Origin of the sequence: Termitidicoccus mucosus, assembly GCF_038725785.1 — a bacterium.
GTDB classification, from domain to species: domain Bacteria; phylum Verrucomicrobiota; class Verrucomicrobiia; order Opitutales; family Opitutaceae; genus Termitidicoccus; species Termitidicoccus mucosus.
The window spans coordinates 2,969,728-2,992,169 of record NZ_CP109796.1 but is presented as its reverse complement, the minus strand read 5'-3'; the positions used below and the strand labels follow the sequence as shown (position 1 = coordinate 2,992,169).

General features: G+C 60.6%; 24 protein-coding genes and 1 pseudogene. 2 read left to right on the top strand and 23 right to left on the bottom strand.

The window, feature by feature from the left end; genetic code table 11:
* The first annotated feature begins 50 nt into the window (after positions 1–50).
* Complete coding sequence (locus OH491_RS10435; protein WP_068771460.1) at positions 51–458, top strand: copper resistance protein NlpE N-terminal domain-containing protein; 408 nt, start codon at positions 51–53, stop codon at positions 456–458.
* Positions 459–592: 134 nt separating this feature from the next.
* A complete protein-coding gene (locus OH491_RS10430) occupies positions 593–1,774 on the top strand; it encodes an ATP-binding protein (RefSeq protein WP_068771461.1) in 1,182 nt (393 codons plus the stop codon).
* 60 nt (positions 1,775–1,834) lie between these two features.
* Here the strand turns inward: OH491_RS10430 and OH491_RS10425 are convergent, their stop codons facing one another.
* The 23 genes and pseudogenes from OH491_RS10425 to OH491_RS10315 all read right to left on the bottom strand — a co-directional run bounded on the left by OH491_RS10425 (position 1,835) and on the right by OH491_RS10315 (position 22,417).
* A complete protein-coding gene (locus OH491_RS10425) occupies positions 1,835–2,608 on the bottom strand; it encodes a hypothetical protein (protein WP_145928933.1) in 774 nt (257 codons plus the stop codon).
* Between the two features lie 77 nt (positions 2,609–2,685).
* On the bottom strand, positions 2,686–3,051 hold the full coding sequence (locus OH491_RS10420; RefSeq protein WP_145928934.1) for a hypothetical protein: 366 nt from the start codon (positions 3,049–3,051) through the stop codon (positions 2,686–2,688).
* Positions 3,052–3,173: 122 nt separating this feature from the next.
* Positions 3,174–3,497 carry a hypothetical protein gene (locus OH491_RS10415; RefSeq protein ID WP_068771464.1) on the bottom strand — a complete coding sequence of 108 codons (324 nt, stop codon included), beginning with the start codon at positions 3,495–3,497 and terminating at the stop codon, positions 3,174–3,176.
* An 18-nt stretch (positions 3,498–3,515) separates the two neighbouring features.
* The gene (locus OH491_RS10410) at positions 3,516–4,049 is read right to left on the bottom strand and encodes a hypothetical protein (protein ID WP_068771465.1); all 534 of its coding nucleotides are present in this window, start codon (positions 4,047–4,049) and stop codon (positions 3,516–3,518) included.
* A gap of 47 nt (positions 4,050–4,096) precedes the next feature.
* On the bottom strand, positions 4,097–4,714 hold the full coding sequence (locus tag OH491_RS10405; RefSeq protein ID WP_068771466.1) for a hypothetical protein: 618 nt from the start codon (positions 4,712–4,714) through the stop codon (positions 4,097–4,099).
* Positions 4,715–4,932: 218 nt separating this feature from the next.
* The gene (locus OH491_RS10400; RefSeq protein WP_068771467.1) at positions 4,933–7,575 is read right to left on the bottom strand and encodes a YadA family autotransporter adhesin; all 2,643 of its coding nucleotides are present in this window, start codon (positions 7,573–7,575) and stop codon (positions 4,933–4,935) included.
* Between the two features lie 25 nt (positions 7,576–7,600).
* Positions 7,601–8,695 carry a TrbI/VirB10 family protein gene (locus OH491_RS10395; RefSeq protein ID WP_068771468.1) on the bottom strand — a complete coding sequence of 365 codons (1,095 nt, stop codon included), beginning with the start codon at positions 8,693–8,695 and terminating at the stop codon, positions 7,601–7,603.
* 110 nt (positions 8,696–8,805) lie between these two features.
* Positions 8,806–9,690 (bottom strand): hypothetical protein, encoded by an 885-nt coding sequence (locus OH491_RS10390; RefSeq protein ID WP_145928935.1) that lies wholly within the window; start codon positions 9,688–9,690, stop codon positions 8,806–8,808.
* The gene (locus OH491_RS10385; RefSeq protein WP_068771470.1) at positions 9,663–10,238 is read right to left on the bottom strand and encodes a hypothetical protein; all 576 of its coding nucleotides are present in this window, start codon (positions 10,236–10,238) and stop codon (positions 9,663–9,665) included. The genes OH491_RS10390 and OH491_RS10385 overlap by 28 nt, the downstream gene beginning before the upstream one ends.
* Positions 10,239–10,379: 141 nt before the next feature.
* Complete coding sequence (locus tag OH491_RS10380; protein WP_068771471.1) at positions 10,380–11,306, bottom strand: hypothetical protein; 927 nt, start codon at positions 11,304–11,306, stop codon at positions 10,380–10,382.
* Between the two features lie 7 nt (positions 11,307–11,313).
* Positions 11,314–12,111 carry a hypothetical protein gene (locus OH491_RS10375; protein ID WP_145928936.1) on the bottom strand — a complete coding sequence of 266 codons (798 nt, stop codon included), beginning with the start codon at positions 12,109–12,111 and terminating at the stop codon, positions 11,314–11,316.
* 6 nt (positions 12,112–12,117) lie between these two features.
* Complete coding sequence (locus OH491_RS10370) at positions 12,118–12,531, bottom strand: hypothetical protein (protein WP_068771473.1); 414 nt, start codon at positions 12,529–12,531, stop codon at positions 12,118–12,120.
* Positions 12,528–15,137: a VirB4 family type IV secretion system protein gene (locus tag OH491_RS10365; protein WP_068771474.1), complete on the bottom strand. Its 2,610-nt coding sequence runs from the start codon at positions 15,135–15,137 to the stop codon at positions 12,528–12,530. Before OH491_RS10365 ends, OH491_RS10370 begins: the two co-directional genes overlap by 4 nt.
* Entirely contained in the window at positions 15,124–15,489 is a 366-nt protein-coding gene (locus tag OH491_RS10360; RefSeq protein ID WP_068771475.1) for a PrgI family protein, read from the bottom strand. The genes OH491_RS10365 and OH491_RS10360 overlap by 14 nt, the downstream gene beginning before the upstream one ends.
* A 24-nt stretch (positions 15,490–15,513) precedes the next feature.
* The gene (locus OH491_RS10355; RefSeq protein ID WP_068771476.1) at positions 15,514–15,846 is read right to left on the bottom strand and encodes a hypothetical protein; all 333 of its coding nucleotides are present in this window, start codon (positions 15,844–15,846) and stop codon (positions 15,514–15,516) included.
* Between the two features lie 120 nt (positions 15,847–15,966).
* Positions 15,967–16,839 (bottom strand): helix-turn-helix domain-containing protein, encoded by an 873-nt coding sequence (locus OH491_RS10350; RefSeq protein WP_084442384.1) that lies wholly within the window; start codon positions 16,837–16,839, stop codon positions 15,967–15,969.
* A 105-nt stretch (positions 16,840–16,944) separates the two neighbouring features.
* Positions 16,945–17,463: a hypothetical protein gene (locus tag OH491_RS10345; protein ID WP_068771478.1), complete on the bottom strand. Its 519-nt coding sequence runs from the start codon at positions 17,461–17,463 to the stop codon at positions 16,945–16,947.
* Entirely contained in the window at positions 17,460–17,804 is a 345-nt protein-coding gene (locus OH491_RS10340) for a hypothetical protein (protein ID WP_145928937.1), read from the bottom strand. The genes OH491_RS10345 and OH491_RS10340 overlap by 4 nt, the downstream gene beginning before the upstream one ends.
* A 238-nt stretch (positions 17,805–18,042) precedes the next feature.
* Positions 18,043–18,484 (bottom strand): annotated as a pseudogene (tnpA, locus tag OH491_RS10335) (IS200/IS605 family transposase).
* Between the two features lie 105 nt (positions 18,485–18,589).
* On the bottom strand, positions 18,590–19,516 hold the full coding sequence (locus OH491_RS10330; RefSeq protein WP_068771480.1) for a sugar phosphate isomerase/epimerase family protein: 927 nt from the start codon (positions 19,514–19,516) through the stop codon (positions 18,590–18,592).
* Complete coding sequence (locus OH491_RS10325; RefSeq protein ID WP_068771481.1) at positions 19,513–20,301, bottom strand: HpcH/HpaI aldolase family protein; 789 nt, start codon at positions 20,299–20,301, stop codon at positions 19,513–19,515. Before OH491_RS10325 ends, OH491_RS10330 begins: the two co-directional genes overlap by 4 nt.
* 19 nt (positions 20,302–20,320) lie before the next feature.
* Positions 20,321–21,145, bottom strand: a complete 825-nt coding sequence (locus OH491_RS10320) for a M55 family metallopeptidase (protein WP_084442386.1) — start codon at positions 21,143–21,145, stop codon at positions 20,321–20,323.
* A gap of 84 nt (positions 21,146–21,229) precedes the next feature.
* Positions 21,230–22,417 carry a lactonase family protein gene (locus OH491_RS10315; protein WP_068771483.1) on the bottom strand — a complete coding sequence of 396 codons (1,188 nt, stop codon included), beginning with the start codon at positions 22,415–22,417 and terminating at the stop codon, positions 21,230–21,232.
* Between the last annotated feature and the right edge of the window lie 25 nt (positions 22,418–22,442).

The following is a 22,442-nucleotide window of genomic DNA, read 5'->3' as shown; positions in this document are numbered from 1 at the left end:
TTCTATTGGTTTCCCTTGATTTGATGCCTGATTTTAGTTTGGAAAGCTGGATGAGAAATATTATTATACTCACAATCCTGGCGGTCTCGTCCGGGATGGGAGCTTGCGCATCAAAGCAGCCTGTTGACGCGGCCCACCATTCGAGAAACAGCCTGGACTGGGCGGGCGTATATACCGGGGAAATCCCCTCGGCCAGCGGGTCGGGCATCAATGTGACACTGACCTTGCGTTCCGACTCGACCTATACGTTGCGCTACCGGTATGCCGGGCGGCTGGGAGCCGATTTTGGCGCCGCCGGGACTTTCAAGTGGGACAATGGGAACACCATCACGCTGGATGCGAAGGATGCTCCCGCCCATTACCAAGTCGGAGAAAACAGGCTGATTCAGTTGGACATGAAGGGCAAAATCATCACCGGCATGCTGGCGGACAGCTATGTGCTGCGAAAACAGCCTTGACCGAGAAACAATCGGGCCTCCGGTGGATTTGAATGGGTGCCGCTCTCTGCCGTTGGGCAATTTTCAAATCCGATTTGAAAATTGACAAAAACCGGCCAACTCCCTTGTTATCAAAACAAAGGAGACCGGACAAAATGCTGAAACGACACATCACACCGCAACTGGCGCGCCTCGCCGCGCAGTTTCCCGTGGTCACGATTCTGGGGCCGCGCCAGTCGGGCAAGACCACGCTGGCCCGCGCGGCTTTTCCGAAACACGAATACCTGAACCTTGAGTTGCCGCCGGTGCGCCTCGCGGCGCAGAGCGACGCGGTCGGCTTCTTCAAGGCGCATCCCGCGCCACTGATCCTCGACGAGGTGCAGCATGTCCCCGAATTGCTCAGTTATGTGCAGGTGATGGCCGACGAACAGAAGCGGAAGGGGGCGTTCATCCTGACCGGCTCGCACCAGCCGCGCCTCGCCGCCGGCATCACGCAATCGCTCGCCGGGCGCACGGGGTTGCTGCGGCTGCTGCCGTTTTCCATCGCCGAACTGTCCGACGCCGGCGTGTCGCTGGAGCGCGACGAGTATTTGCACCGGGGTTTCATGCCGGGCGTCCACGCCGACGGCGTTGCGCCGGAGCTTTTTTACCGGAGTTACTACCAGACCTACGTCGAGCGCGACGTGCGGCAACTGATAAACATCACCAGCCAGCGCGCCTTCGAGACCTTCGTGCGCCTGCTGGCCGGGCGCGTCGGGCAGGTCGTCAATCTCAGTTCGCTCGCCGGCGATGCCGGCGTTTCGAGCACGACGCTGGCCTCGTGGCTCTCGGTGCTGGAGGCGAGCTTCATCGTCTTCCGGCTGCCGTGCTATTTCAACAACTTCGGAAAGCGCCTGGTGAAGGCCCCGAAAATCTACTTCACCGACGTGGGGCTGGCGGCGTGGCTGCTCGGCATCGAGACGCCCGCGCAGGCCGCCCGCGACCCGTTGTTCGGCGGGTTGTTTGAAAACATGGTGGTCGCCGAGGCGCTGAAAACCCGGCTCAACGCCGGGCGGGAGCCGGAGCTTTATTATTTCCGCGACCAGCACGGACTGGAGGTTGACCTTGTCGTCAACAAAGGCCGGCGGCGGCTGCCCGTCGAAATCAAGGCCGGCATGACCTACGACCCGTCGTTCGCGCGAAACCTCCGGAATTTTCTCAAGCTGACGGATGCCGCCGAGTCGCCCGTCGTGCTCTATGGCGGCGAGCAGGAGGCGCTCACCGATGGAGTCTCCTATGCCAATTTCAAGGAGACCGCCCGCATCATCGCGAAGTTTGACGGACGGAGCGACAGGTAGCGTCGGCGAATGGCAGAGACAGGTTGTGCAGTCAAACTACCCTTAATTGCGGAGATCGGATCAATCCGGGGCGGCGCGCTTCGGCCTGCCGGGGCGCATGTCGCGGGCGATGCCGTGTTTTTGGCAGAAGCGGCGCAAGTGCTTGTCCTCGACTTGCAGCCCTTGGCCGCGCAAGTGCCGCTGAAATTCCCTTACTCTGTAACACGGCTTGGGATTGGTCAGGATGTATTGAAAAAGCACCAGCTTCCACCAGTTGGGAAAACCGAACCGCTCCCGCGTGATTTTGCCAATGGGCGATTTATGGAAAAACGACACGGCCTTGGCTGCGTGGCGCATCAAGTCCGGCGAGCCACGTGTGACAGCTTCCTTCAAAAACAAGGCCGTGGCCTGCAACAGGGCCGCCGATGGCTCCGCATCGGGCGGGCAGTGCCGCCATGCGCATGTAATCAAAAACGGCGCGAGACCGATGGTTCCCGCCTGATAGCTGCGGATCTGCCCGATCACTTGCGAGCGGGTCAGCCCGCCGTGGCGGTGCCGGTGTTTTTCCGTGTTTGCCACCGCCGGGTCATAGTGATGCCCGACTCCCGGCGGACCGGCAATCCATGCGAGCAAGGCGCGGCCCTCGCGATGCGACGGTGGCGGGCGTACCTTGCCCGACACGGCGGCATCAAGGCGGCGGCGAGCGTCCGGGATGCGCGATACGAAACACAGCCACTGCCGCAAGCCGGGCATCTGGCGCAAAAGCGACAGGAATAATGCGACTGCGGCGGTGTCCCGCGAATCGAACAATGCCCGAAAAATCTCCCCCGCCAACGGCGATGCCTTCTGGTCCATATGAAATTTGCCGGTCATGCCGACACGGTGGCGGACGTGATTGCACGCCCGCCGCCATGCGGCGTGTTTCGAACCCGTCAGGGCCTCATTCCCGCCGAGGCGCCCTGTCGCAGGAGGTGCGTCTGCATTTCCTCGCGGGCGACGGCGATGAAGGCGCGCTCGCGACGGTCGGGCGAGACGCGGCGGATGCGCTCCTCCACGCGGGCCTTGATTTCCGGGTTCTGATTGATCCATTCGACTAGTTCCTGATCGCGCTCGTTTCTGACCTCGCTGCGGCGCATGCAACTGAGCATCATTTTCCTGACTAAAAATTCCTTGGTCATCTCGTTGTAGTGAGCGTGGAGCTTCGGATTGTCCTTTATATACTGCGTGAGCTTCGCATCAACCTCGGGGTTGATGGTCTGCTCGTTGTCGTTGTTTCCGAGGGCTTTTTTAAGGGCCATGTTTTTATTCCTGTGTGTTGAATCCCAGCCTGTGTTTTGCAAGGCGGCTGGTCGCCAAGGGCAATCGGCCTTGTCCGGGAACGTCCCGGAAAATTTATATTGGTTTGCGTTGGCTTTTATTATCAAAGGCCGAGCAGAATCTGTTCGTCACCGGTGCCGGCCAGATCGCTGCCGGTGAGGTTGAGGACGCTTTCCTCAAAAACGCGCACGACCTGCCACGGCGTCGCCGTGGTTATCCACAGGCGGAGCAATTCGTCGGGAGCGGGCGAAACGCCATACTGCTCGACGAGCGTGTCGCGAGCTTGGGCGAAGGGCGCGCGATGGCGCTCCTTCAAGGCAAGCGGCTCGGCGGGCGCATCGTCGGGTGGCGGGACGGGAGGTGCGGACGGTGTCGCGGCATCGGGATTTGCCGGCGAGAGGTCGGGCGGTGGTTGGGTCGTATTCATTTTTTCGATGTGGTGGTGTTATTGTTTGACGGCGTTGCCGGGTGCTTCGCGGGTGCGGGCAAGCTCGCGGTGGAGGCGGGCGATTTCGGCGACAAGGGTTTCGTTCTGCTCGGTGAGCGCGGCCATGAGGCGGGTTTGCGCGTTCATGCGCTGCTCGATGTCGGCATTGCCCGGCGCGGGCTTTTCCGCCGGGTCGGAGACGGCGATGACGGGGCCGAGCGGGACGGCGGTCGGGGCGTGCGGCGAGAGGTTCCACGACGCGGCGGCTTCCTTTCTATAAACAAGGTGAGCCTCGTGGAGCATGTTCGGGTCGCGCGGGTCAACGTATCTGTTCACCGGATACGCCTTGAGCGTGTCGCCAAAGCGGACTTTTTCGATGTTCGCCAGATCAAGCTCGGTGCCGGACACGGGCACGGCGACGGTCGCCTGCGGCGCGGATGGCGCGGGCGGAGGCGGCTTTGGGCGGAGCATCGAGCAACAGCCGCCCAGCAATGGGACGGCAATCGCGATGAAAAATACCAAGATGAGTTTGAGTCGGTTTTGTTTTTTCATGGTGGGAAAAGGAGTCGGGAGACGGGGGGATGTTGTCGTGCCGGGTTTCAGGTTTTCGCCGGCCAGCGCAGGAGGGCGAGCCATTCGCGGGTCAGGCGCATGGCGTTGCGCAGTTCGTCCGCGCTCAAGTCGGGGCCGGTGACCGTCAAGAGGAGTATTTTTTCCTGAATGAGCATGTAGGTGACGCACGTCACCGATGTTTCGATTTTGCGGCCTCCAAGCTGGTCGCCGCCCTCGGTGCCGACGGCGATGCAGAGGGTGAAGGAGTCGCGCCCAAGTTCCGCTCCGCCGAGGATTTTTTGTCCTCCGGGTTTTTGCCCGAGCGGTTTCAAGTCGAGGATGCCGAACACGGTCGCTGCATCGTCCTCGGTTATCCGCGGAGCGCGGCCAAGGGTCTCGTCGCGAAGCGCCTTGAATGTCTGCGCGTCGTAGCGGACCGGTTCCATTTCCCTCAACACCTGCACTTGGAGCGCGCGGCAACGGGTTGGTTTCCCACCGGGCTGGTTTTCTTGGAGGGACAGCGCGGGAATGAACCATGCGAGCAGCCGGCCTGACGCCGAGACCGCGCGGCTGCGTTGCGCGAAGGCTTCGGGCAGGTTGCGCGAGACTTCGACAAACGGCGCGGGCGCGGCGATGATGACGGGAACCGAGTCAACAAACACCACGAGTTGCGGCGGTGTCTGCGCTCTGGCGCAAAGCGCCAGAGCGAATGTAAAATGAATAATGAATAATGTATAATGGGCATGGCGCGGGATTCGCCCTGTCATCATGCAGGGTGCGCGCCCCCTTCCCTCCGGTGAGTTTGATGTGCCGTGGCTTTTCATTATACATTATACATTTTTCATTATACATTCTTCATCAGGCGCGCCGCAGCGCGCCGTCATTACCAGCCGAGGATGACGCCCGCGCCGGCCATGACTTCGCCGGCGTCGGAAAGCGCGAAACTCGCCTGCATGCCGCGATCTCCAAGGGGGCAGGTGTAACCGTAACCCATCGCAAACGCGCTGCGTCCGCGATAACCGCCGAAGCCGAGCGCGAGCTGGCTACGGTTTCCGTTCGACGCGGACAAACGCGGCTGAACCTGATTCATGGCGGCGGACATCGCGCCAATGCCGTCCATGCGGTCGCTGATGGTGTTTACCCGGCTCTGGATGTTTTCAAGCCGGCCATTCGCGGCGTCCGCAATCGCGGCAAGCTGGCGCATGGTCACGGCGTCGGTGGGATTGATGCCGTCGGCGATGTTGACGAGGCGGCGTTGCAGGGTGTCGGAGCCGAAGGAAACCGTGTCGGGCTCGGTGGCGACGGAGTATGCGCCGATGGCAACCGAGTTGGCGGCAGTGATGGCGACCACGGCGCCGCGGCCAAGCGCGACACCGCCGTCTGCGCGGGCTTCGGAAAGCGAGCCGATGGCGCTCGATGATGCGCCGCTGGCGGTCGCGCCCATGCCGGCGGCGACGGCGTTGCCGCCAGTCGCGGTCGCGGGAATGAGCGGATTGTCGTTGCCGGTGCTGAAATGCGCGCCGCCGCCCGCCCCTCCCGTCCCTCCCGCCCCGTCCGTCCCGCTGATTATATTGATGACTATATTTTCCAGATTGGTCACGCGCTGGTTGGTGTCGAAAAGTTGCGAGCCGGCGACGGCATCGGTGGACGCGGCGTGGATGGCGGCAAGGGCGAGGTTGGTGACGCGGGTGCCGCCGGTCCGCCCCGCGCCGGTGCCGGTCACGGCTGGTCCGCCGAGTGTCATGGTGTTTTTCGCGGCGCTGTCGTAAACAACCACATGGGCGATGGCATTGCCTGTGCCGGAGATGACGCCCGCCGCCTTGAGTTGTCCGACATTGACGGCATCGTTGTCGGCAGTGCCTGCGGCGACGCCGCCAAGCCGGCGGTCGCCGTCTGTCCCGGCGATGGCGAGGACATCGCCGCCAATGTGCGCGCCGATGGTGATGCTTCCGGCGGCGGCGTCATGGCGCACGAGGCCCGCGCTGCCGGAGAGAATATTGTTCACCGTCTGATTGATGGTCGTGATGGATTGGCTGACCGACGTGCCGCCGGTGATCGTGCCGTCGGGATTCACGGTGCCCGTGCCGAGGATGTTTATAATGCCGGTGGCGGTGTTGTATAATTGCGAGCCGTTGATCGCATCGAGCGAGCCGGGGGCGACGAGGCCGCTGGCGACATTGGTGATGCGTTGCGCGTTGCCTGTGCCTCCCGCCCCTCCCGCCCCTCCCGCCCCGCGCGAGGCGTCGAAGGCGCTGAGCGCGTTGTTCCATAATAGCGAGTCGGCGGCAAGGTCGGCGACGGTTGAGCCAAGCCCGGCCAGTGCCTCATTGGTTATATAAAGTTCGGAACCGTTGACGGCATCGGTTGAATCGGGCGTGATCCGCCCCGCGGCCACGTTGATAATCTGGCGCTCCCCGCCGGGCGCGCCGACGCTGACAATGCCGACCGGCGAGGAGCCGGCGACAAGGGCCTGGGTTTTCGCGTCGATGGCGATGACGGTGACGGGGGTTGCGCCGCCCTCGGCGCTGTGGTTGCCAAGGATGACATTGTTGGCGAGGGAGGCATTGATATTGGCGCCCAAAACATACGTGCCGGCCGCCGGCGCGGAAATGGTGTTGCCGAAACCGATGGCGGCGGCACCGCTCGCCGCGATGTTGTTGCGGGTGCCGATAATATAGGAGTTGGCCACGCCGCCGCCCGACGCGGCCCCCAGGGTGTTGCTCGCACCGATGGCATAGACGTTCATCATGATGGCTCCGCCGGGGACATGTATGGTGTTGTTGTCGCCGAGCGCGAGGCCGCCGACGATGTTTCCAACGCCGGTGTCGGACGGGTTTATGATTTTGTTGCCCGTGCCGAACGCAAAGACGTTAGAAAACCGTCCCGCGACGCTCATGACGTTGCCGCCGCCGAGAACATAGGCGTGGTTGAGGCCCGGGACGCCGACACTGAACAGGGTGTGGAGGTCGTTGTCCGCGCCGAATGCAAAAACATTGGCGATGTCGCTTTGGGCGGCGGAAATCCTGCCGTCCCGGACGGTGTTGCCCAGTCCAAGGGCAAAGACGCCGTTCATATGGTCCATGTTGGTGATGACGTTGTCCGCGCCGATCGCATGAATGTTAAAGAGGCCGGCGCTGTGCCTGCCGTAGCCCGTCTCGTTGAACACGCCGTTGCCCGCGCCGACCAAATAGATGCCGCCGCCGTTGACGGCGATGGCGTTGCCCTGGCCGAACACATGGGCGGTGTCCAGGCTTTCGGTGCTGATGACAGTGTTGCCGCCGCCGACCACCGTGACATGCGCGGCGTTGGCGACGGTGTTGGTGCCGCCGTATATAAAACTGTCCATCGAGTTTGAGAGGGTGTTGTCGTAGCCGATGTCCGCGTTGTTGGAGGACTGGCCGGTGTCGGTGCCCGTGACGGCTGTGCTGTCGGCGTTTATCTGGAAATCCCCGGCGCGAGCGAGGTTTCGGCCTGCAAAAAGGGAAATCGATATTATGGCGATGAGTCTGAGTGAGGTTTTTTTCATGATGAGTTGGCTGTGTTTCGGGTGTTTATCTGTGTGCGTCGGCAGGCGGGGTTTCCGGGTTGTTTTTCTGCCAGAGCTTGGCGGTGCCGTTGCCGCGCGCGGTCTTCGCCTTGTCGAGGGTCTGGGTGACATAAATATAAAACTGTTTGCCTGCGGGGACGCGGACATAAAAGCCGTCCTCCTCGATGCGTTTTGCGATTTGCGCGGCGTAGGCGTTGAGCACGCCGGCAGTGCCGGCGAGGGCGGCGTTTTTCGCGGTGGCCTGCGGGATGGCGATGCCCGCGCCTCCCGCCCCTGCAAGCGCGCCGGTATCCTGCATGTCCTGCAAACCGCTGGCCATGCCCGCGAGAAAGGTCGAGGCGAAGAGTTTTATTTCCTGAAAATCGTCGGTTTTGATAATCTGCCCGGCAAGCCCGGCGGAGCCGTCGCGAAGGCCAAACTCGCCGGTCGTGTCGTCGCGCTCGCGGTCAAGGGCGATGCCGTTTAGTGTGAGTTCCATGCCGTTGTCGGTGGTGCGGTCGCGCCAGACTATAATCCACTGGCCGGAGGCGGCGATGCGTTCGCGGGCGCGGTCGGTGGCGGCGTGCCCGTGGACTTCCGCGCCGGCGGGAATGATAAGGCGGCCGCCGTGCCAGACATCCTCGGTGACGAGGCCGATGACGGGCGTGTCGAGTTTGGAGGATTCCAAGGTGATGACGGTTTCGCACGGGATGAGGCGTCCGTAAGGGGCGTAGTTGCGCGAGGGCGCGGGGGTGGTGTCCGCGCTTGCGGCACTGTTGGCGTCGAGAAGGCTGATGGGCAGGACGGTGGGCTCCTTACGGTTGGCGGGGGCGGAATCGCTGTTTTGGCGGGCGGCGCGGGGACGGGAAACAGTTTCCTCGCCGGGCTCGTTGCGCGTTGGGGATGGCACCGCCGGGCGCGCGGGCGCGGGGACTCTGAGTTCCTGTCCATCGCGGGTGATGGTATGGCGCTCCATCGGACTCGGCGAAGTCGTGGCGGCGCTCATCGGACGTTCGCTGCGGTTGCCGCCGTGGATGAGCAGCGCGCCGATGGCAACGCACGCCAGCAATGCGACCATGCTGCCAAACGGGGTTTTTATGAATTTTATAATGCGTTTCATAAAAAAATCTCACACGAAGGCACAAAGGCACGAAGAAGAGTTTTGTTTGCGGACGCCGAAGGTTTTCTTTGTGCCTTCGTGCCTTTGTGTGAGATTATATTTTATTGTTTTCATCTCGGCGCGATGAGATGCGCGTCGCGGATGACGCGAGGCACGATGACATTGAAGGTATTTTTCACGCTGAGGTTGGCGCGTCCGCCGTCCGGCGTGCCGGTGATGGCGAAGTAGGCGGTTGTTTCCGCACGCGGCGGAATCAGGCCGGAGGCGTCGGCGATGGACGAGGGATAGAGGCGGTTGCCGATGCGCACGGCAAGCCCCTGGGGTTGATAGACGACCTCGGCGTCGCCGGTGTTTTCGAGTTTTAGCTTGAAGACAAGCGTATCCTCGGGATCGAAACGAAAAACCTCCTCCACGGTTGCGGTAAAATCGCGGTATCGGGTGGTTTCATTCGGCGCGCGGTGCTCGACCTGCCAGACGGCCTCGGGGTATTGCTCGCGGATGAGGCGGTGGGATTTGGCACGGTCAAGCAGCGTGAGAAGCGTTTCCGGCGTGGCGCGTTTGGTGAGAGCCACGCTGCGTCCGGCGATGCGATCTTCGTAAAATGTCACGGAGCCGTAGGGATGCGGTGCGACGGCGAGACGGATGATATAGGTTTTGTTTTGCAGGATGACGTTGAGCGTGGCGCGGGCGTCGGTTTTGAGGGCGCGCACGCTCAAGTAATACCGGCCCGGCAGGTGCGACATCAGCACGGGCGCGGGGGCGTCGGGGTTGTTGGAAATATTCGCGCCCTCCAGCGCAGACGGCGCGGAGGGAAACATGAGCGTCGTCGGCGCGTCGGTGCTGATGGGGATTTCATAGACGATGCGCTCGTCCAGCGGCAGTTGCTTGACGACGGGAGTGCGAGGATTGGCGTCGCCGGCAAATCCCGGCGTAACCAGCAATGCGAGGAGCGTGACGCACATGGCGGTCAGTTTTGCAAAAATTCGTAGTTCCATACGGCGAGCGGGTAGCGTTTGTTGGCGAGCATGTCCGGGTTGCGGACAAGGGTGAGCGTGAGGGAAAAGCGCGGGGATTCGGCAAAAACCTGGCGTTCAAAGACGCCGGTGCGCACAAGCTGGCCTTCGAGTTTTATAATGATCTGGTCCTCGCGGGTGCGCAGAATATCCAGCTTGAAAATTTCCGGCTTTTGATGAATCTGCTTCACCTCGAACTCCTCCCTTGCGGCGAGCAATTCGTTCTGCGCCTTGGTCGCGGCCTCGGTGAGATAGAGCCGGTGCAGCAAATCGGGAAAATCAAAGTTCTTCGGGTTGCGTTGCAGGAGCGCGAGCGCGGCCCATAGTGATATGGTTTCATGAAGCGTCTTCGCCTCCTCGAAACCCAATAACGGCGAAACCGAAAACGTCCCCGCGCCGTCGAGAATCACGACGCGCTCGCGCGTGCGATACGCGCTAATGATGAGGTAGGGTTGGAGCGCGGCGAGCGCGCACGCTCCGATGGCGACCAGCGCCCACATGCGGGCGGCAAAGGCATGGTCGGCAAACAAACGCGCCGGTGAAAACGCTCGCGCCGGTGCCGGTTTCCGTGGCGGTGCCGCGCGCGCATTATCAACCGCCGTCCAGGGCGGACCGCCGGTCTCCGTGTTTTCATTTTGTATATTTGACGGGTTCATCTTGTTTTCAGTTTTTTATAATCCGGGTGTCGCCGGTGCGGATAATGGAGGCGGCATGGCGCTGCCGCGCCCGCCCGTCCCGGTGGAGCCTTCGGACAGCATTTTGCGAAGCGAGTCAGCGCGCTGGAGTTCGCCGGTTGCCTTGTGACCGAGTGCGCCGGGATTGCCGGTCTCGCCGGTGAAGGCGTAACCCTGCGCGAAAATTTTCTGGCAGATGACCGGCGTGGAAATCGTCCCGATCAACAGCGTGAGCGCCGCGAGGATGCCGCCGATGTTGGTTAGGAACGGCGAGTAGAGGGCCATTTCGGCGGACACGGGATTTGCCCCCACCGCCGCTCGGAAATCCTGCCAGATGGCGATGGTGACAAGATTGGTGATGGCGAAGCCGACCGGCCATGCGAGCACGGCGAGGGTTTGCTGAAAGAAGCGGATGCCGATCTGCGAGCCACCGGGAATCATGAAGCACGCGAGCGCAAACGGCATGAGCATGTAGAGAATCCAGCGCAGTATATATTGCAGGATAATCATGGGCGCGGAAATCAGCGCGCCGATTTGGATAAACACCCATGAGACGGCGTCGGTCATTGCGTGGTAGATGGATTCGTTGAGCTTGCGCCATGACCATTCCTTATCTGGGTTTTGAGCGGTGCCGGCGCGCAACTCCTCTGATGCGCGGGCGGGGTTGTCGTTGTAGTGCGGATCAATGTAGGATGCCGCTGCAAGCATGGTGTTTTCCATGAGCGGGAACCACCAGTTCATCGAGGAGACGAGGGCGACGATGGTGATGGCGCGCGCGAGCGGGCGCACCAGTTCGCTGTTGTTGTAGTGATGCCGGCTCATGCGCGCGATGAGCCCCGCGACAAGCATCGCGAAGACGACGAAGCGGAACGCCGTCACCATCGCGGTGATTTTGTTTTCCAGAATGGGCAGCACCAGATTCATGAAGAAATCAGCGGGCGTTTTGGCGCGGATTGATGGAACGCATGAAGGCGGTCACGCGCTGGTTGGCCAAAAAATCGTCCTTCGCGGCAAGCTCGGCGGCGGCGTGTTGTTCCATTTCACGCCGGTTGTCGTTGGCGATTTTTTGCAGAATCACCTCGTCCATCTGACGACGGCGCGTGGTCTCGATCTGGGAAAGCTGCCCGTTGAGGACGATCAACTTTGCCGTGAGTTTTTGCACCTGCGCGTCGGTCGCGCCGGTGCGCAATTCGGAAAGCGTGAGGGCGATTTCCTCCAAAAGTTCGCGTTCGCGCTCGCGGGTCTGGTCGGCGACAGTGCGCGTGTTGTCGGCGCGGGCGTCGAGCAGGGCGTGGCGGCGGTAGGTGAGCGGGTCGTATTGGACCGTGCCGCCGTCGAGGTCGGGAACATAGACGGAGCGGTAGGTGCTGCCGTCCGTGCGCGAGAGCGTATCCAGACTCTGCACGACGCGGGCAATGTCGTCGCGGGACAGACCGTAGTCGCGCAAAAGGTCATCCTCGGCGAGAATGCCCAGGGACAATATTTTCGCGGCGTCGGCGGGATTGCCCGTCCAGTCGCGGATTTTTCCCTGAATGCCGGCCTGCTCTTTGAGCTGGGTAATCTGCGCCTTGAGCTGCGCGATGCTATCGACCCATTTGGCAATGGTGGCGATGTGCGAAATCTGGTTGTTGGCGAGGTTGGCAACATCGACGACGGGAATGCCGGAGGCGAAAGCAACACCGCCGATGCAGGCGGCGAGGACGGGGAGCATGAGAGTATTCTTTCTCATAATAATTTATTCGGTGCGGAGGGTGATGGTTGCGGGTTTTAATATGACGCCGTCCGGTGTGACGGCTTCGGGAAGGCGGACGTTTACATATCGTGGTTCGGATGCCGTGTCCGTGTTTTCAGTGCGCTGCTGGTTTTGGATAATCCAGTATTGCTGCTTCACGGCCTGGTTCATGGCGCGGTCGTAGCCATGCCTCTCGGCGTCGGCGATGGCGGCGGTGATTTCGTTGTTGGCGATTTTCGAGACGAGATAACCGGCCCCCGCGCCGATGGCCGCGCCCTTGATGCTTTTGCCGGAGGCTTGATAACCGATGGCCCCGCCCGCGCCGGTGAGAACAATGTCCGTGGCGGGCTGGCGAAGGCTGGCGCAGCCGGAAAGCAGCGCTGTGGAAACGGACAATAACAAGGCGATGGTTTTCATGACTGTTTCTTGGGTGCTTGAATGTTTCTCACCGTGCCGCAAAGCGGCGGGTCGGTGACGGGCGTAAAGAAGCAAATGCTGGAAAACTTCTTTCCCTCGGGCTGCTGCTCGGGCATGGGATAATTCTGGATGGCGGCGCAGACGGACTCGGGGAGGGCTATATCGTGCGCGATGTCCTCGATGTCCGTGCGGTCAAACTGACGCATGAGGAAAAACTGCTTGCTGTTGCCGATGACGACGGGACGGATGCGCGAGGATTTGAAGCGGCTGTATTGCTGCACGATGGAGGCCGTCCAGCATGAGAACTTTCTCAACTGCGCATAGGCTTCCGCCACCACCTTCTCGCCGCCGGGCACGTCGAGGAAGCGCGCCAGTTCCTCGTAGAGGATGCGTTTGCGCAGATGGCGCGGCAGTGAAATTATATGCTGTCTTGAAAATCCGCTGATTAGCAAACCTGCGGCGGTTTTGAGTTCAACAGCCTGCTCGGGAATATAGCCGAGTTCAAAATGCGCGATCTGCCCGGTGAGGGAAATATTCGTCACGCCGTCGAAAAGTTTTCCGTATTGGCCGTGCGCGCACCACGACGCGAGGAGCGTGGCGAGGTGATCGACGGTTTCCTTCTTGTGCTCCGGGAAGCGCGAGAATTGCATCAATTCGACAAGGCTTGCGTGCTGCGGATAATCGCCCGGCTCGTAATACGCGTGCGCCGTCGCCATGACCGCGCGCTCGGTTTGGGCGTCCTGCAAAAACGCGGTGATGTCGGCCTCGGGAATTTTCGTGATAAACTCCAGCGTCTCGTTGTCGTTGGTCGCGATGCGGTCGCGCAGTTCGGCGTAGGCTTCCATGTCCGTCGTGCCGTGCGGCATTTTAGTCCGCTTCCAGCGGTGCGCGGCGCACGCCATGCGCTGGATTTCCGGCAGGAGGTCGCGATGCTTTTTCGACCAGTCCTCGAAGGCGTCGGCGTAAAGCTGGTTGATATATTGCCCCAACATCGCCTGCCGGATTTGCTGCGTTTCCTCGTCGGAGGCTTCGCCGATCATTCGGGAAACGAGCGCAACGGCGGTGGCGATTTGCAACTGGTTGAGCGGGAGTTCTCGCGTGTCGAGGTAGTTTATCGTGAGGTCGCCGTCAGGGTGCAGGATAATGGGTCGCTCGCCCATCGCTTCCGTGAATTTTCCATACGACAACCCTTCCTCTATGATGACCGTGTAATGGTAATACGCGGCGGTCTGTTCCAACAGGTCGCACATGTGGACGGACTTGCCCGCGCCGGTCGCGCCGAGCAGCACGGCGTGCTGCGGCGTGGGCGGGTTGCCGATAAACGTGCGAAGTCCGACAAGGTTGCCCTGCTGCGCACCGTCGTAGATGGCCTCGGCTCCGTCGAGCAATCCTGTGAACGTCGCGGAAAACGGCAGCAAGTCGACCAAATACGTATCCTCGGCATAGAGGCTGCGATGACGGTAGGGCGAATTTGTCCAGCCGGGCCACGAGGCGAAGAAGAGTTTTTTGGCGGTGCTGGGCAGGGCGCATTCGTTGTATTGCGCGCCGTTGAGGTTGGTAATGGCGTTGCGAATCGCGGCGCACTTGGCGGACAGTCCGGGCACGGTTTCATCCCAGACACGAAGGATGTAGGTGACGTTGAACGGGCGAATGAAACCGGATGAAAGCGATTCGACCTTGCGCTCTTTTTTGCCGATGGCGACGAGCAGCGAGTGGCGCTCGGAGTCCTTGTATTCGCCGCGAAGCCGCTCAATGGCCTTTTCTTCCTTATCGACCTCGGTTTTGGTCGGAAGCGGGTCGAGGTTGACGGTGATTTGGTAGTCGAGAAACGGCAGCGTGGTGAGCCGCAATATGATGCCGGGGTAGGTGCGCGAGGGCCAGCGTTTGAAGGTGAAGAGGGCGTGGTGGCGTCCATCCATATAAAACCCGGTGCCGATGTTCACACCGTCGCTGCACCAACAGTTTTCCTGAATGGTTTGCTGCGGATTGAAGCGTTCGGAAAAGTTTATATCAAAACCGTCCGCCAGCGCCGGGCTGAGAAACTTTGAAAAGTAAGTGAAGTGCGCGAGGTCGTCCATGGGCGAGACGGTCGTGTCGCCGCCAAAGAGCGCGCGCAGCGAGTTTGTAATCTCGTCGAAGCGCGTGCGCAGTTGCGCGAGAAGTTTTGCGTAGTCATCGGCGAGGCTACCGCGCGTCGCGGCGAGGGGCGCGTAGCCGGCGAGCGGCGTGGAGATGAACAATATCAACTGCTCGCGGCGAAGTTCGCGGCGGTGCATCTTTTCCCAATAACGCTCGAAGCGCTCCGTGCGCACGCGGCGGATGTGCGGATGCGTGGCGAGGGTTTCGGTCGCGCGGTGGTATTGGGTCAGCTCCTGCCGGTAATCGCAGTTGCATGTCCACTGGAATTGCGCCCGCAAACCGTCGCCGAATAATGAGAGAAGGGCGCGAATTTTGTCCTGGTAGGCGTTGAGTTGGGCGGTCGTGCCGCCGCGAAGGTCGGGCGGCTGCAAAATAAAACCCTTGCTGGCGACGCCTTTTTCGAGCGTGCCGTAGAGATTCAGGTCACCGGCAAAGTAGCCGTTGGGCGCTGAGCTATTGAGCAGCATGATCGGGCCTCCGTTTGCACGCGGCGGGCGCGCCGCGCGGGTTCTGGTTGTCGGGCGAAAAACAAAAACCCTCGCGATTCAAGAAATGATCGAAAAAATCCTCGGCGTAGCCGTCTGGTTTTCCCCGGCGAAACAGCATGACCCACGCGGTGGGAATCACGAAGACCGGGATCGCGATGCCGCCCGCCGCCGCGAGGCCCGCGTGGAACATGCCGTAGAGAAGGAGAAAAATGCCGATGGCCGCGACGATGCCGACGATAACATATAAAAAATCGTTGCCCTCGAAGCCGAGCGCGCGGCCTTTGCTGTCGTTCGCGCTGTTCGTGTCGGTGATGCGCAGTCCGGTGTCCATGGGGGCAATTCGTAAATCGTAATTTCAGAATTGCGGCGTGAGCGCGCCGTCGCTCATGCCGAATATATAAAACATCGCGGCCATGATTGCGGCGGCCCCGGCAATGATGATGCCGGAGACGATGCCCATTTTTCCGTCGGCGTCGCCCTTCTTAAGGCGGTCGGCTCCGCCCCAGATGTTTATCACGCCCCAGATGAAGCCGATCATGAAGAGCAGGCCGAGGCCGTATTGGAAACCGGTCTTCACTTGCGAGGGCACTTGCGCGAGGATGAGCGGCGCGGTGAGTTGCGCGGCACGTGCCGGTGGCGATACAAGGCTCGCGAACGCGAGGAGCGGGAAGATGGAGAGTTTTTTCATGATCGGGTTTTTCCGCTCCGCCTGGTTTCCCATCGCCCCGTGCGAGAGGAAAACCGGGCAAAGCGTGGGCGCGAGTGTGCCCGGTTTTCCATATCCTGACTTGAATATTCCCGGCTTTTTTTAGGACAAAACCGGATTTCTTGCATTTCTCCCGCAAATCCGGCGAAGGCAGTGCCTCAAATGGCTCTGGTCGGCGAAACCCGTCGCCGCAGCGATGTCGCACAAATACATGCCCCCTTTCGCCATGAGCTGTTGCGCCCGTTGCAGCTTAAAATTCAATACAAATTGATGTGGCGTTTTTCCGGTCGTCCGCTTGAAACGCCGCGTGAACTGGTCCTCGCCCAGACTCGCGATGCGGGCAAGCGTTTTTACACCGAGATCCTCCTGGAGGTGCGTTTCGATGTATTCAATTATTTTCCCCATCAACGCGGCATTCAAGCCGTCCGGCCTTTTGAGGCCGGTCGGCTGGTTGCGCGCCTTTACTATGCAGGCGGCCTGAAGCAAACCCAGGCCATGAACATAGTCGGGGGATGGCATCCCGGTGTCATGGCACAGTTCCCTTAAATATCCGGCAAGTTGGTGAATTTTGATATTTTTACAGGAATATTCCCACTCCGATCCAATGCTGACGCCGATCATTGCCTCGCGCTTGCCGTTGCGCCGGACAAAATCACCGGAAACAAGCAGGGATACGAGCGGGGCTTTGCTTGTCCAATGCAGTTCGTGGGCAATGCGTTTTCCTATCGTGCAAATATGCGGCCCTCGAACCCGCTGGCAGTTTTGCCCGCCGCCTGCGACCCACCAGAATAATTCCGCTTCGCATCCGTAGTCCGGCAGGATTAAAATTTGATAATCATCGTGCCGGTGCCTCCGCCACACGCCAATGTCGTGCGTGCCATATTGAATGGTGACATCCCGTCCCTCCACCTGCGTGTATTCAAAACCTTCAGGGGAGCGCCGGGTTTCGATACAATGGTTTCGGCGGGCGGCCATGCGAACGCGCAGGGATCAAACGGTGCGCATCCGGCAGCTTATCGAGGCGCCACCGGTTCGGGCTTGAGAAAAAACCGCATTTTTCGGGACAAAAGCCGCATTTTTTCATCGGTCTTGCGCCACGGGGGAATGCTCAAAAATCGCGCGCAACTGCCGATAAAGCGTGGCAAGATCGCCCAAGCATCCCTCGGACAGTTTTTGTCTGCGGCGAAGCAGTCGGAGAAGTTTCTGGGCGAGGACCACGGACTCGGGCAGCGCCTGCACGGGGTGGATTTGCTGCGCGGCAGTTTTCGGTTCCGTGGCGATGCCGAGGCGGAAATAGGCCTGCCGCAGACTGAGGCCGTGGAGCGTTTCCGGGGCGGGAGTCTCCAGCGCGAGCCGCATGTAGCGATAAGCCGTGCTGCGTCCGCCCGCGAATGATGCATCCAGCCAGACCAGCCACGAACCGCGCCCGGCGTTGCGACGCAGGGTTTGTTTTTGTTCGGCGAGCAGTCTGCCCGCGTGCCACGCCGCCGCGAGCGCGCCGTCGAGTTTTTCTCGGGACTCGGCGCAAAGCCGCCGCACCTCGCGGTGCAGGCGGTTGATTTGCGCGGCGGCGTTTTGGATGTCGCTGCTGGTGTTCATTGGACGAGCCCCATGCTGTCGCGGAAGTCGCGCGCGAGTTTGTGTATTGACTGCCGGGTGTAACCGGCATGATCGCCGATTTGTTCGAGCGTCGCGCCGTGGATGAGGTCGGGTCGGATGCAGTGCAGCGCGAGGGTCGCGCGCAGTCCGCGTTTTTCCAGTGTCGGCGCGTCCGCCATCCAGATGAGCAGGTGGCGGATGACCTCAAGTCCTTGCTCGCGACCCTCGCGCACCGGGTCAACCGGCTCGGCGAAAAAGGCATCGGTTTCATGGCCGGCGTTTTTATTTTTGGCGACGGGCTGGGCATTCTCTTTCGTGGTGTTTTTGGATGTTGTTTTCATGATGGGTTGCGATTGCGCCGCGCATCGTAATTTCACCTTGAAAAACAAAACAGGCCCTGCGTGGTGCAGGGCCTGCGGGTGGATTTGTGGCATGAGGGCTGAAATGTATCAGGTAGATTTTTTCGAATGGGAGAATTTTACGCCGCGGCTTCCGCAACGTCGTTCATGTTATATTTTCATTTCTTCGGGGTATTGCACCCGAAGAGAATAAAAAGCTCCGGGGCAGGCCCCGAGGTATTTAAAACAAAGCCAAATTCATCTGCCCCTTATGCAACTGTTCATAGCTTCCGTGACCTTGATTCGCGACATAAGCCGCTATCACTTCCTCGCCTCCATGCTACCCAACCGTGTTGATGAAAATATCCCTTCCCCAAAAACTCTCCACTCCAAAGCATTTTCTTCACCTCAAGCACCTCTCGTGCTATCAGACTCTTCACTGTCCTCACTATCTGACTTGGGCTATGCGTCGGCACCGACTGCATCAGAAAATGCGCATGATCCCCATTCAGCCCTATCTCCAAAAATCTCACCTCCCAACGCTTCTTTATCTCAAGGCATGTCTCTCTTAGCACTTCGTCTACTCTCTTGCTCATCGCCACCCTCCTATACTTCGCCGGACACACCAAATGATACATCAACACGGATACATTGTGCCTCTTATGTATGTAACTACTCTTCATTCCCTACTCTCTCTCCAATCCAAGCCGAAGCAAGCTTCGGAGTATTAGACCCATGGGAATAAAATACTCTTTCACTACTCCGTGCTCCGTGGTGAATTCAGTGATTCATTTTTTCCCATCCGTTACGCGACGCCACGCCTGCTCGACACGGGCGAGGTTGTCGGCCACGGACTTATCCTCGGATTTTCCGGGGAAAGGGTTCAGTTCCAACACCACGTCACCGCGTTTTTCCTTGGAAAGGAAACCGCATTTGAGCAGTTCCTTCAATGCGATCTCCAACTGCGGCACGTCAATCTCGCCTCCTGGATAGCCGATGGGCGGATGCCGGTCGCCGTAAAACGGGTCGGCGGTGTTTTTCATCACGCAGTTGCCGAGATGCACGCGCTTGAGCCATCTCGCGGAGCGGCGTATGGAGTCGGCGAGATCCTCGCGCATCAGCGGCAGGTGCGCGATATCCAGCTCGATGCCGATGTTCGGAAAATTGCGCGCGACGCGATCGACAAGCTCCAGGTTTTTGTCAAGCGGGCCGTATAAATACGATTTGTCGAAATCATAATCGAACGGCTCCAGCAGCGCGTCCATTTTATACTTTGCGAGCGCCTCGCACAGCCAGCAGCAGAAATCATAAAACGCGTCGTGGTTGGCCCGCGTGCCCTTGGCGTAGGCGGGGCCGCCGGACGCGAAGATGAAGCCGGAGCAGCCGCACGTGCCGGCCTGCTCCACCATGTCGGCGATGATCATGCGGAGCTGCTCCTGCTCGAAATAGGAGTCGGAGGCGAAGGAGAGCTTGCGCAGCGGCACGAGATGCGTGGCATAGACGATGTTCGTCTTTCCGCTTCTTCGTATCGGAGGGATCAGCATCAACTGCCGTTCCCTGCCGTAGGGCAGGCAGAAATCGAAGGTTTCGATGTCATCGCGCTTGAGGAACGTCTCCAGCGTGGCGACATGATAGTCGGGATCGGACATGCAGCGCGAATACAGCATGTGATAGACAACCCCGATGCGGGCGTAATTTTTGAGTTCTTCTTTCATTTTATATCAAACGATTTTCTTGCGGTTTCCATGGCGGTCCGGGCCGACTGGTTGATCAAAATGATATCGGCATCCAGACAGATGAATGTATAGCCGAGCGCCACGGCCTCGCTCAGTTTTTCCGGCGTGGAATTGACGATGTGCTGTCCGGCGACCTTCCCGTGGTGGCGGCAGGCATCGACCAGCGACTGGTAGGCTTTTTTCAAATGGGGGTGCTGGGTCTGGCCGGGCACGCCGTAGGAGCCGCTCATGTCATAAGGACCGATGAAAATGCCGTCCAATTCAGGCACGGCGAGGATTTCGTCTATGTTTTCCACCCCGGCCTTGGTCTCGATCATTGCGATGACGACCACGCTGTTGTTGGCGGCCGCGGCATACTCGTCGAAATTCGATCCCCAATCGTTCATGCGTCCGAAGCAGTAGCCGCGCACGCCGTCCGGCGGGTATTTGGCCGCCGCCACGGCCATGCGGGCCTGCGCGGCGGTCTCCACCATGGGGACGATCACCCCCGCCGCCCCCACATCAAGGCACTGGCGGATTTCAATGGTGTCGGCCCGGCTCACGCGCACCAGCAGGGCGGTGTCACGACCGTGGATGGCCCGCGCGATGGCCTCGATGCCCTGAATGCCGACCGAGGTGTGCTCGGCGTCTATGCCGAGCCAAGAGAAGCCGGCGTTGGCCAGTATTTCGGCACAGGTCGGAGACGAGGTCTGTATCCAGGAACCTATAATTGGAGTTTTCTCATCAAGCGCCTTGCGCAGGCGCAATTCGGAACCGTTGAACATAAATTTAAATATTTTTGGGTTATATTTTTGCCTGCACCCTGAGTTTGAGCTGCCAGTATTCGGCCCATGCGGCGGTCGCGGAGGACGCGTCGATGCGGATGGAGTCATCGGATATGAACAGGCCGCCGACCTGCCGCCGAAGCTCGTCGAGATAGGCGCCGGGCTTGAACACACAGACCAGCCCGACCGGGCCGGTTTTCCACGGCGCGACGGCGGGCGGCTGCCTGACAAGCGCGACGGCGGCGGCGCGGAGCCGCCCGAGGACGTCATCCAGCGCGAAGCACTCGCCGCCGAAGGAGGCGCGGGAGATTTTGGTTTCCACGGCGACCACGCCGGGCACGAGCGCGCGGGCCTCGTCGCAGCCGGCGGAGTCGGCGGCAATCATGACGAGCGGCACGCCGAAATCGCCGGCGACGGCCGTCTCCATGCCTATTTCGCCGACGAGTTTTCCGTTTATATAAATCGCCTTGAAATCGGGCTCGTAGGTGTGGCTGAGCAGGTGGCCCGCGCCCTCCATGGAGTGGAAGCCTTGCAAAATGAGGCCGTCGCAGGCGGCGTCGAGGCCGCCTGCCCAGTCGGCGCGGTAGGGCGGCTTGCCGCAGAAGGCGCGGACGCCGCACGGCAGGCGGGCGATGTCGATATTGCGCCCGAACCAGTGCTCGTCGAAGATGGAGACGTCGCCGGCACCGCCCTCCAGCAGGCCCTCGACAAGGGCGAGCAGCTCCTGCATGAACCATTCGCGGCCCTGCGCGTATTCCGGCACGCCGGGTGTCACCTGCGGCATGCCGACGATGCCGGCGACGCCCTCCATGTCACATCGAATATGAAAGTTTCGTTTCTTCATGAGATAATAAAATTTTATATTTTGGTAAATGAAGATTTATAAAAATCACCGGCTGGATAATAAATGAGTTTTCAAGAGCACCCCTTAATTGCCGGTTGCGATCAGCGCGGCGGGCTGTCCGGGCAGCTCGATGAAATCGCCTGTCGGAGCCCACGCGCCGCCCTTCAGCTCAAACGCCGCCAGATTTCCCGGGCCAAACTGCGTCGCGACAAGCCGACGTGAGTCCGCCGAAAACGCCGCGCCCTGCGGCACGCCGTCAATCTTCAAGGCCTGCGTCTGCCGCAAGCCGCCGTCTGCCTGCACCGCGTAAATGTAAAGCCGCGCGGGGCGGTTGTACCAAATGTTCTGCGGATTCGGGGGCAGGTTCTGTCCGTCAAAACAGGTCGCCGCCGCCCAGCGTCCGTCGGGCGAGATGAACACGCCCTCGGGAATGCGTCCCGTCGGCACTTGCTCGCGAACGCTCCAGCCGCCGTCGGTTTTCTCGAAGAGGCACATCACGTCGGCACCGGTGGTGCAGCCGACAAGCGCGCGGTTCCCGTCCGGGAAAAATACAATGTGATAGGGATGCACCGGCGTGGCGACGCGCTGTTTAAGGGACAAGTTGCCGCCGGTGTCGGCGTCGAAAACGAGGACGGTTTTGCTCTCGTGCAAGGTGGCGAAGGCGGTGCGCTCGTCGGGCGAAAGGGCGATGTCGGCAATGGAGTCCGCCGGCGTGGCGAAGACCCATGTCCTGTCAACGGACATGCCGTCAGGGCGCAGCGAGAGGAGGGCAATTTTGCCCTCGGCGCGCAACGCGACCCAGGCGTGTTTGCCATCGCGGGAAATGCGAATGCCGGAGGGCTGGGCGCCCACCTCGATTTCGCCGGCGCGACGGATCGTCTCGCCGTCGAAACGCAGGCGGGTGATTTTTGTGCCGGGGACGAATTTGGTTTTGTCAACGCCCACTTGCATCGCGGCGGAGACGAGGATGTCGCGTCCGTCCGGGCTGATGGCAAGTTCGGAGGGCGGACCGATGACGCTGCATTGAACGCCGTCAATGTGCCACGCCTTCACGGGTGTGCTGGCGATGTCGAGGAGCGAGATGCTGCCTGGACGAGCCTGCGGGCGGACGATCATGTCGCCGTTGACGTAGGCGCTCGCCTGGTCGTTGAGCGAAATCATGAGCGACGGCGGCGTGGCCGCGGACAGAGAAAGCATGGGCAACACGACGAAAAACCATGCGCGGACGAGGACGCGCGCCGGTGTTGTTTGACGGAGATGAGCAAGATTCATGGGAATGCAGATTGCGGGATGAAGG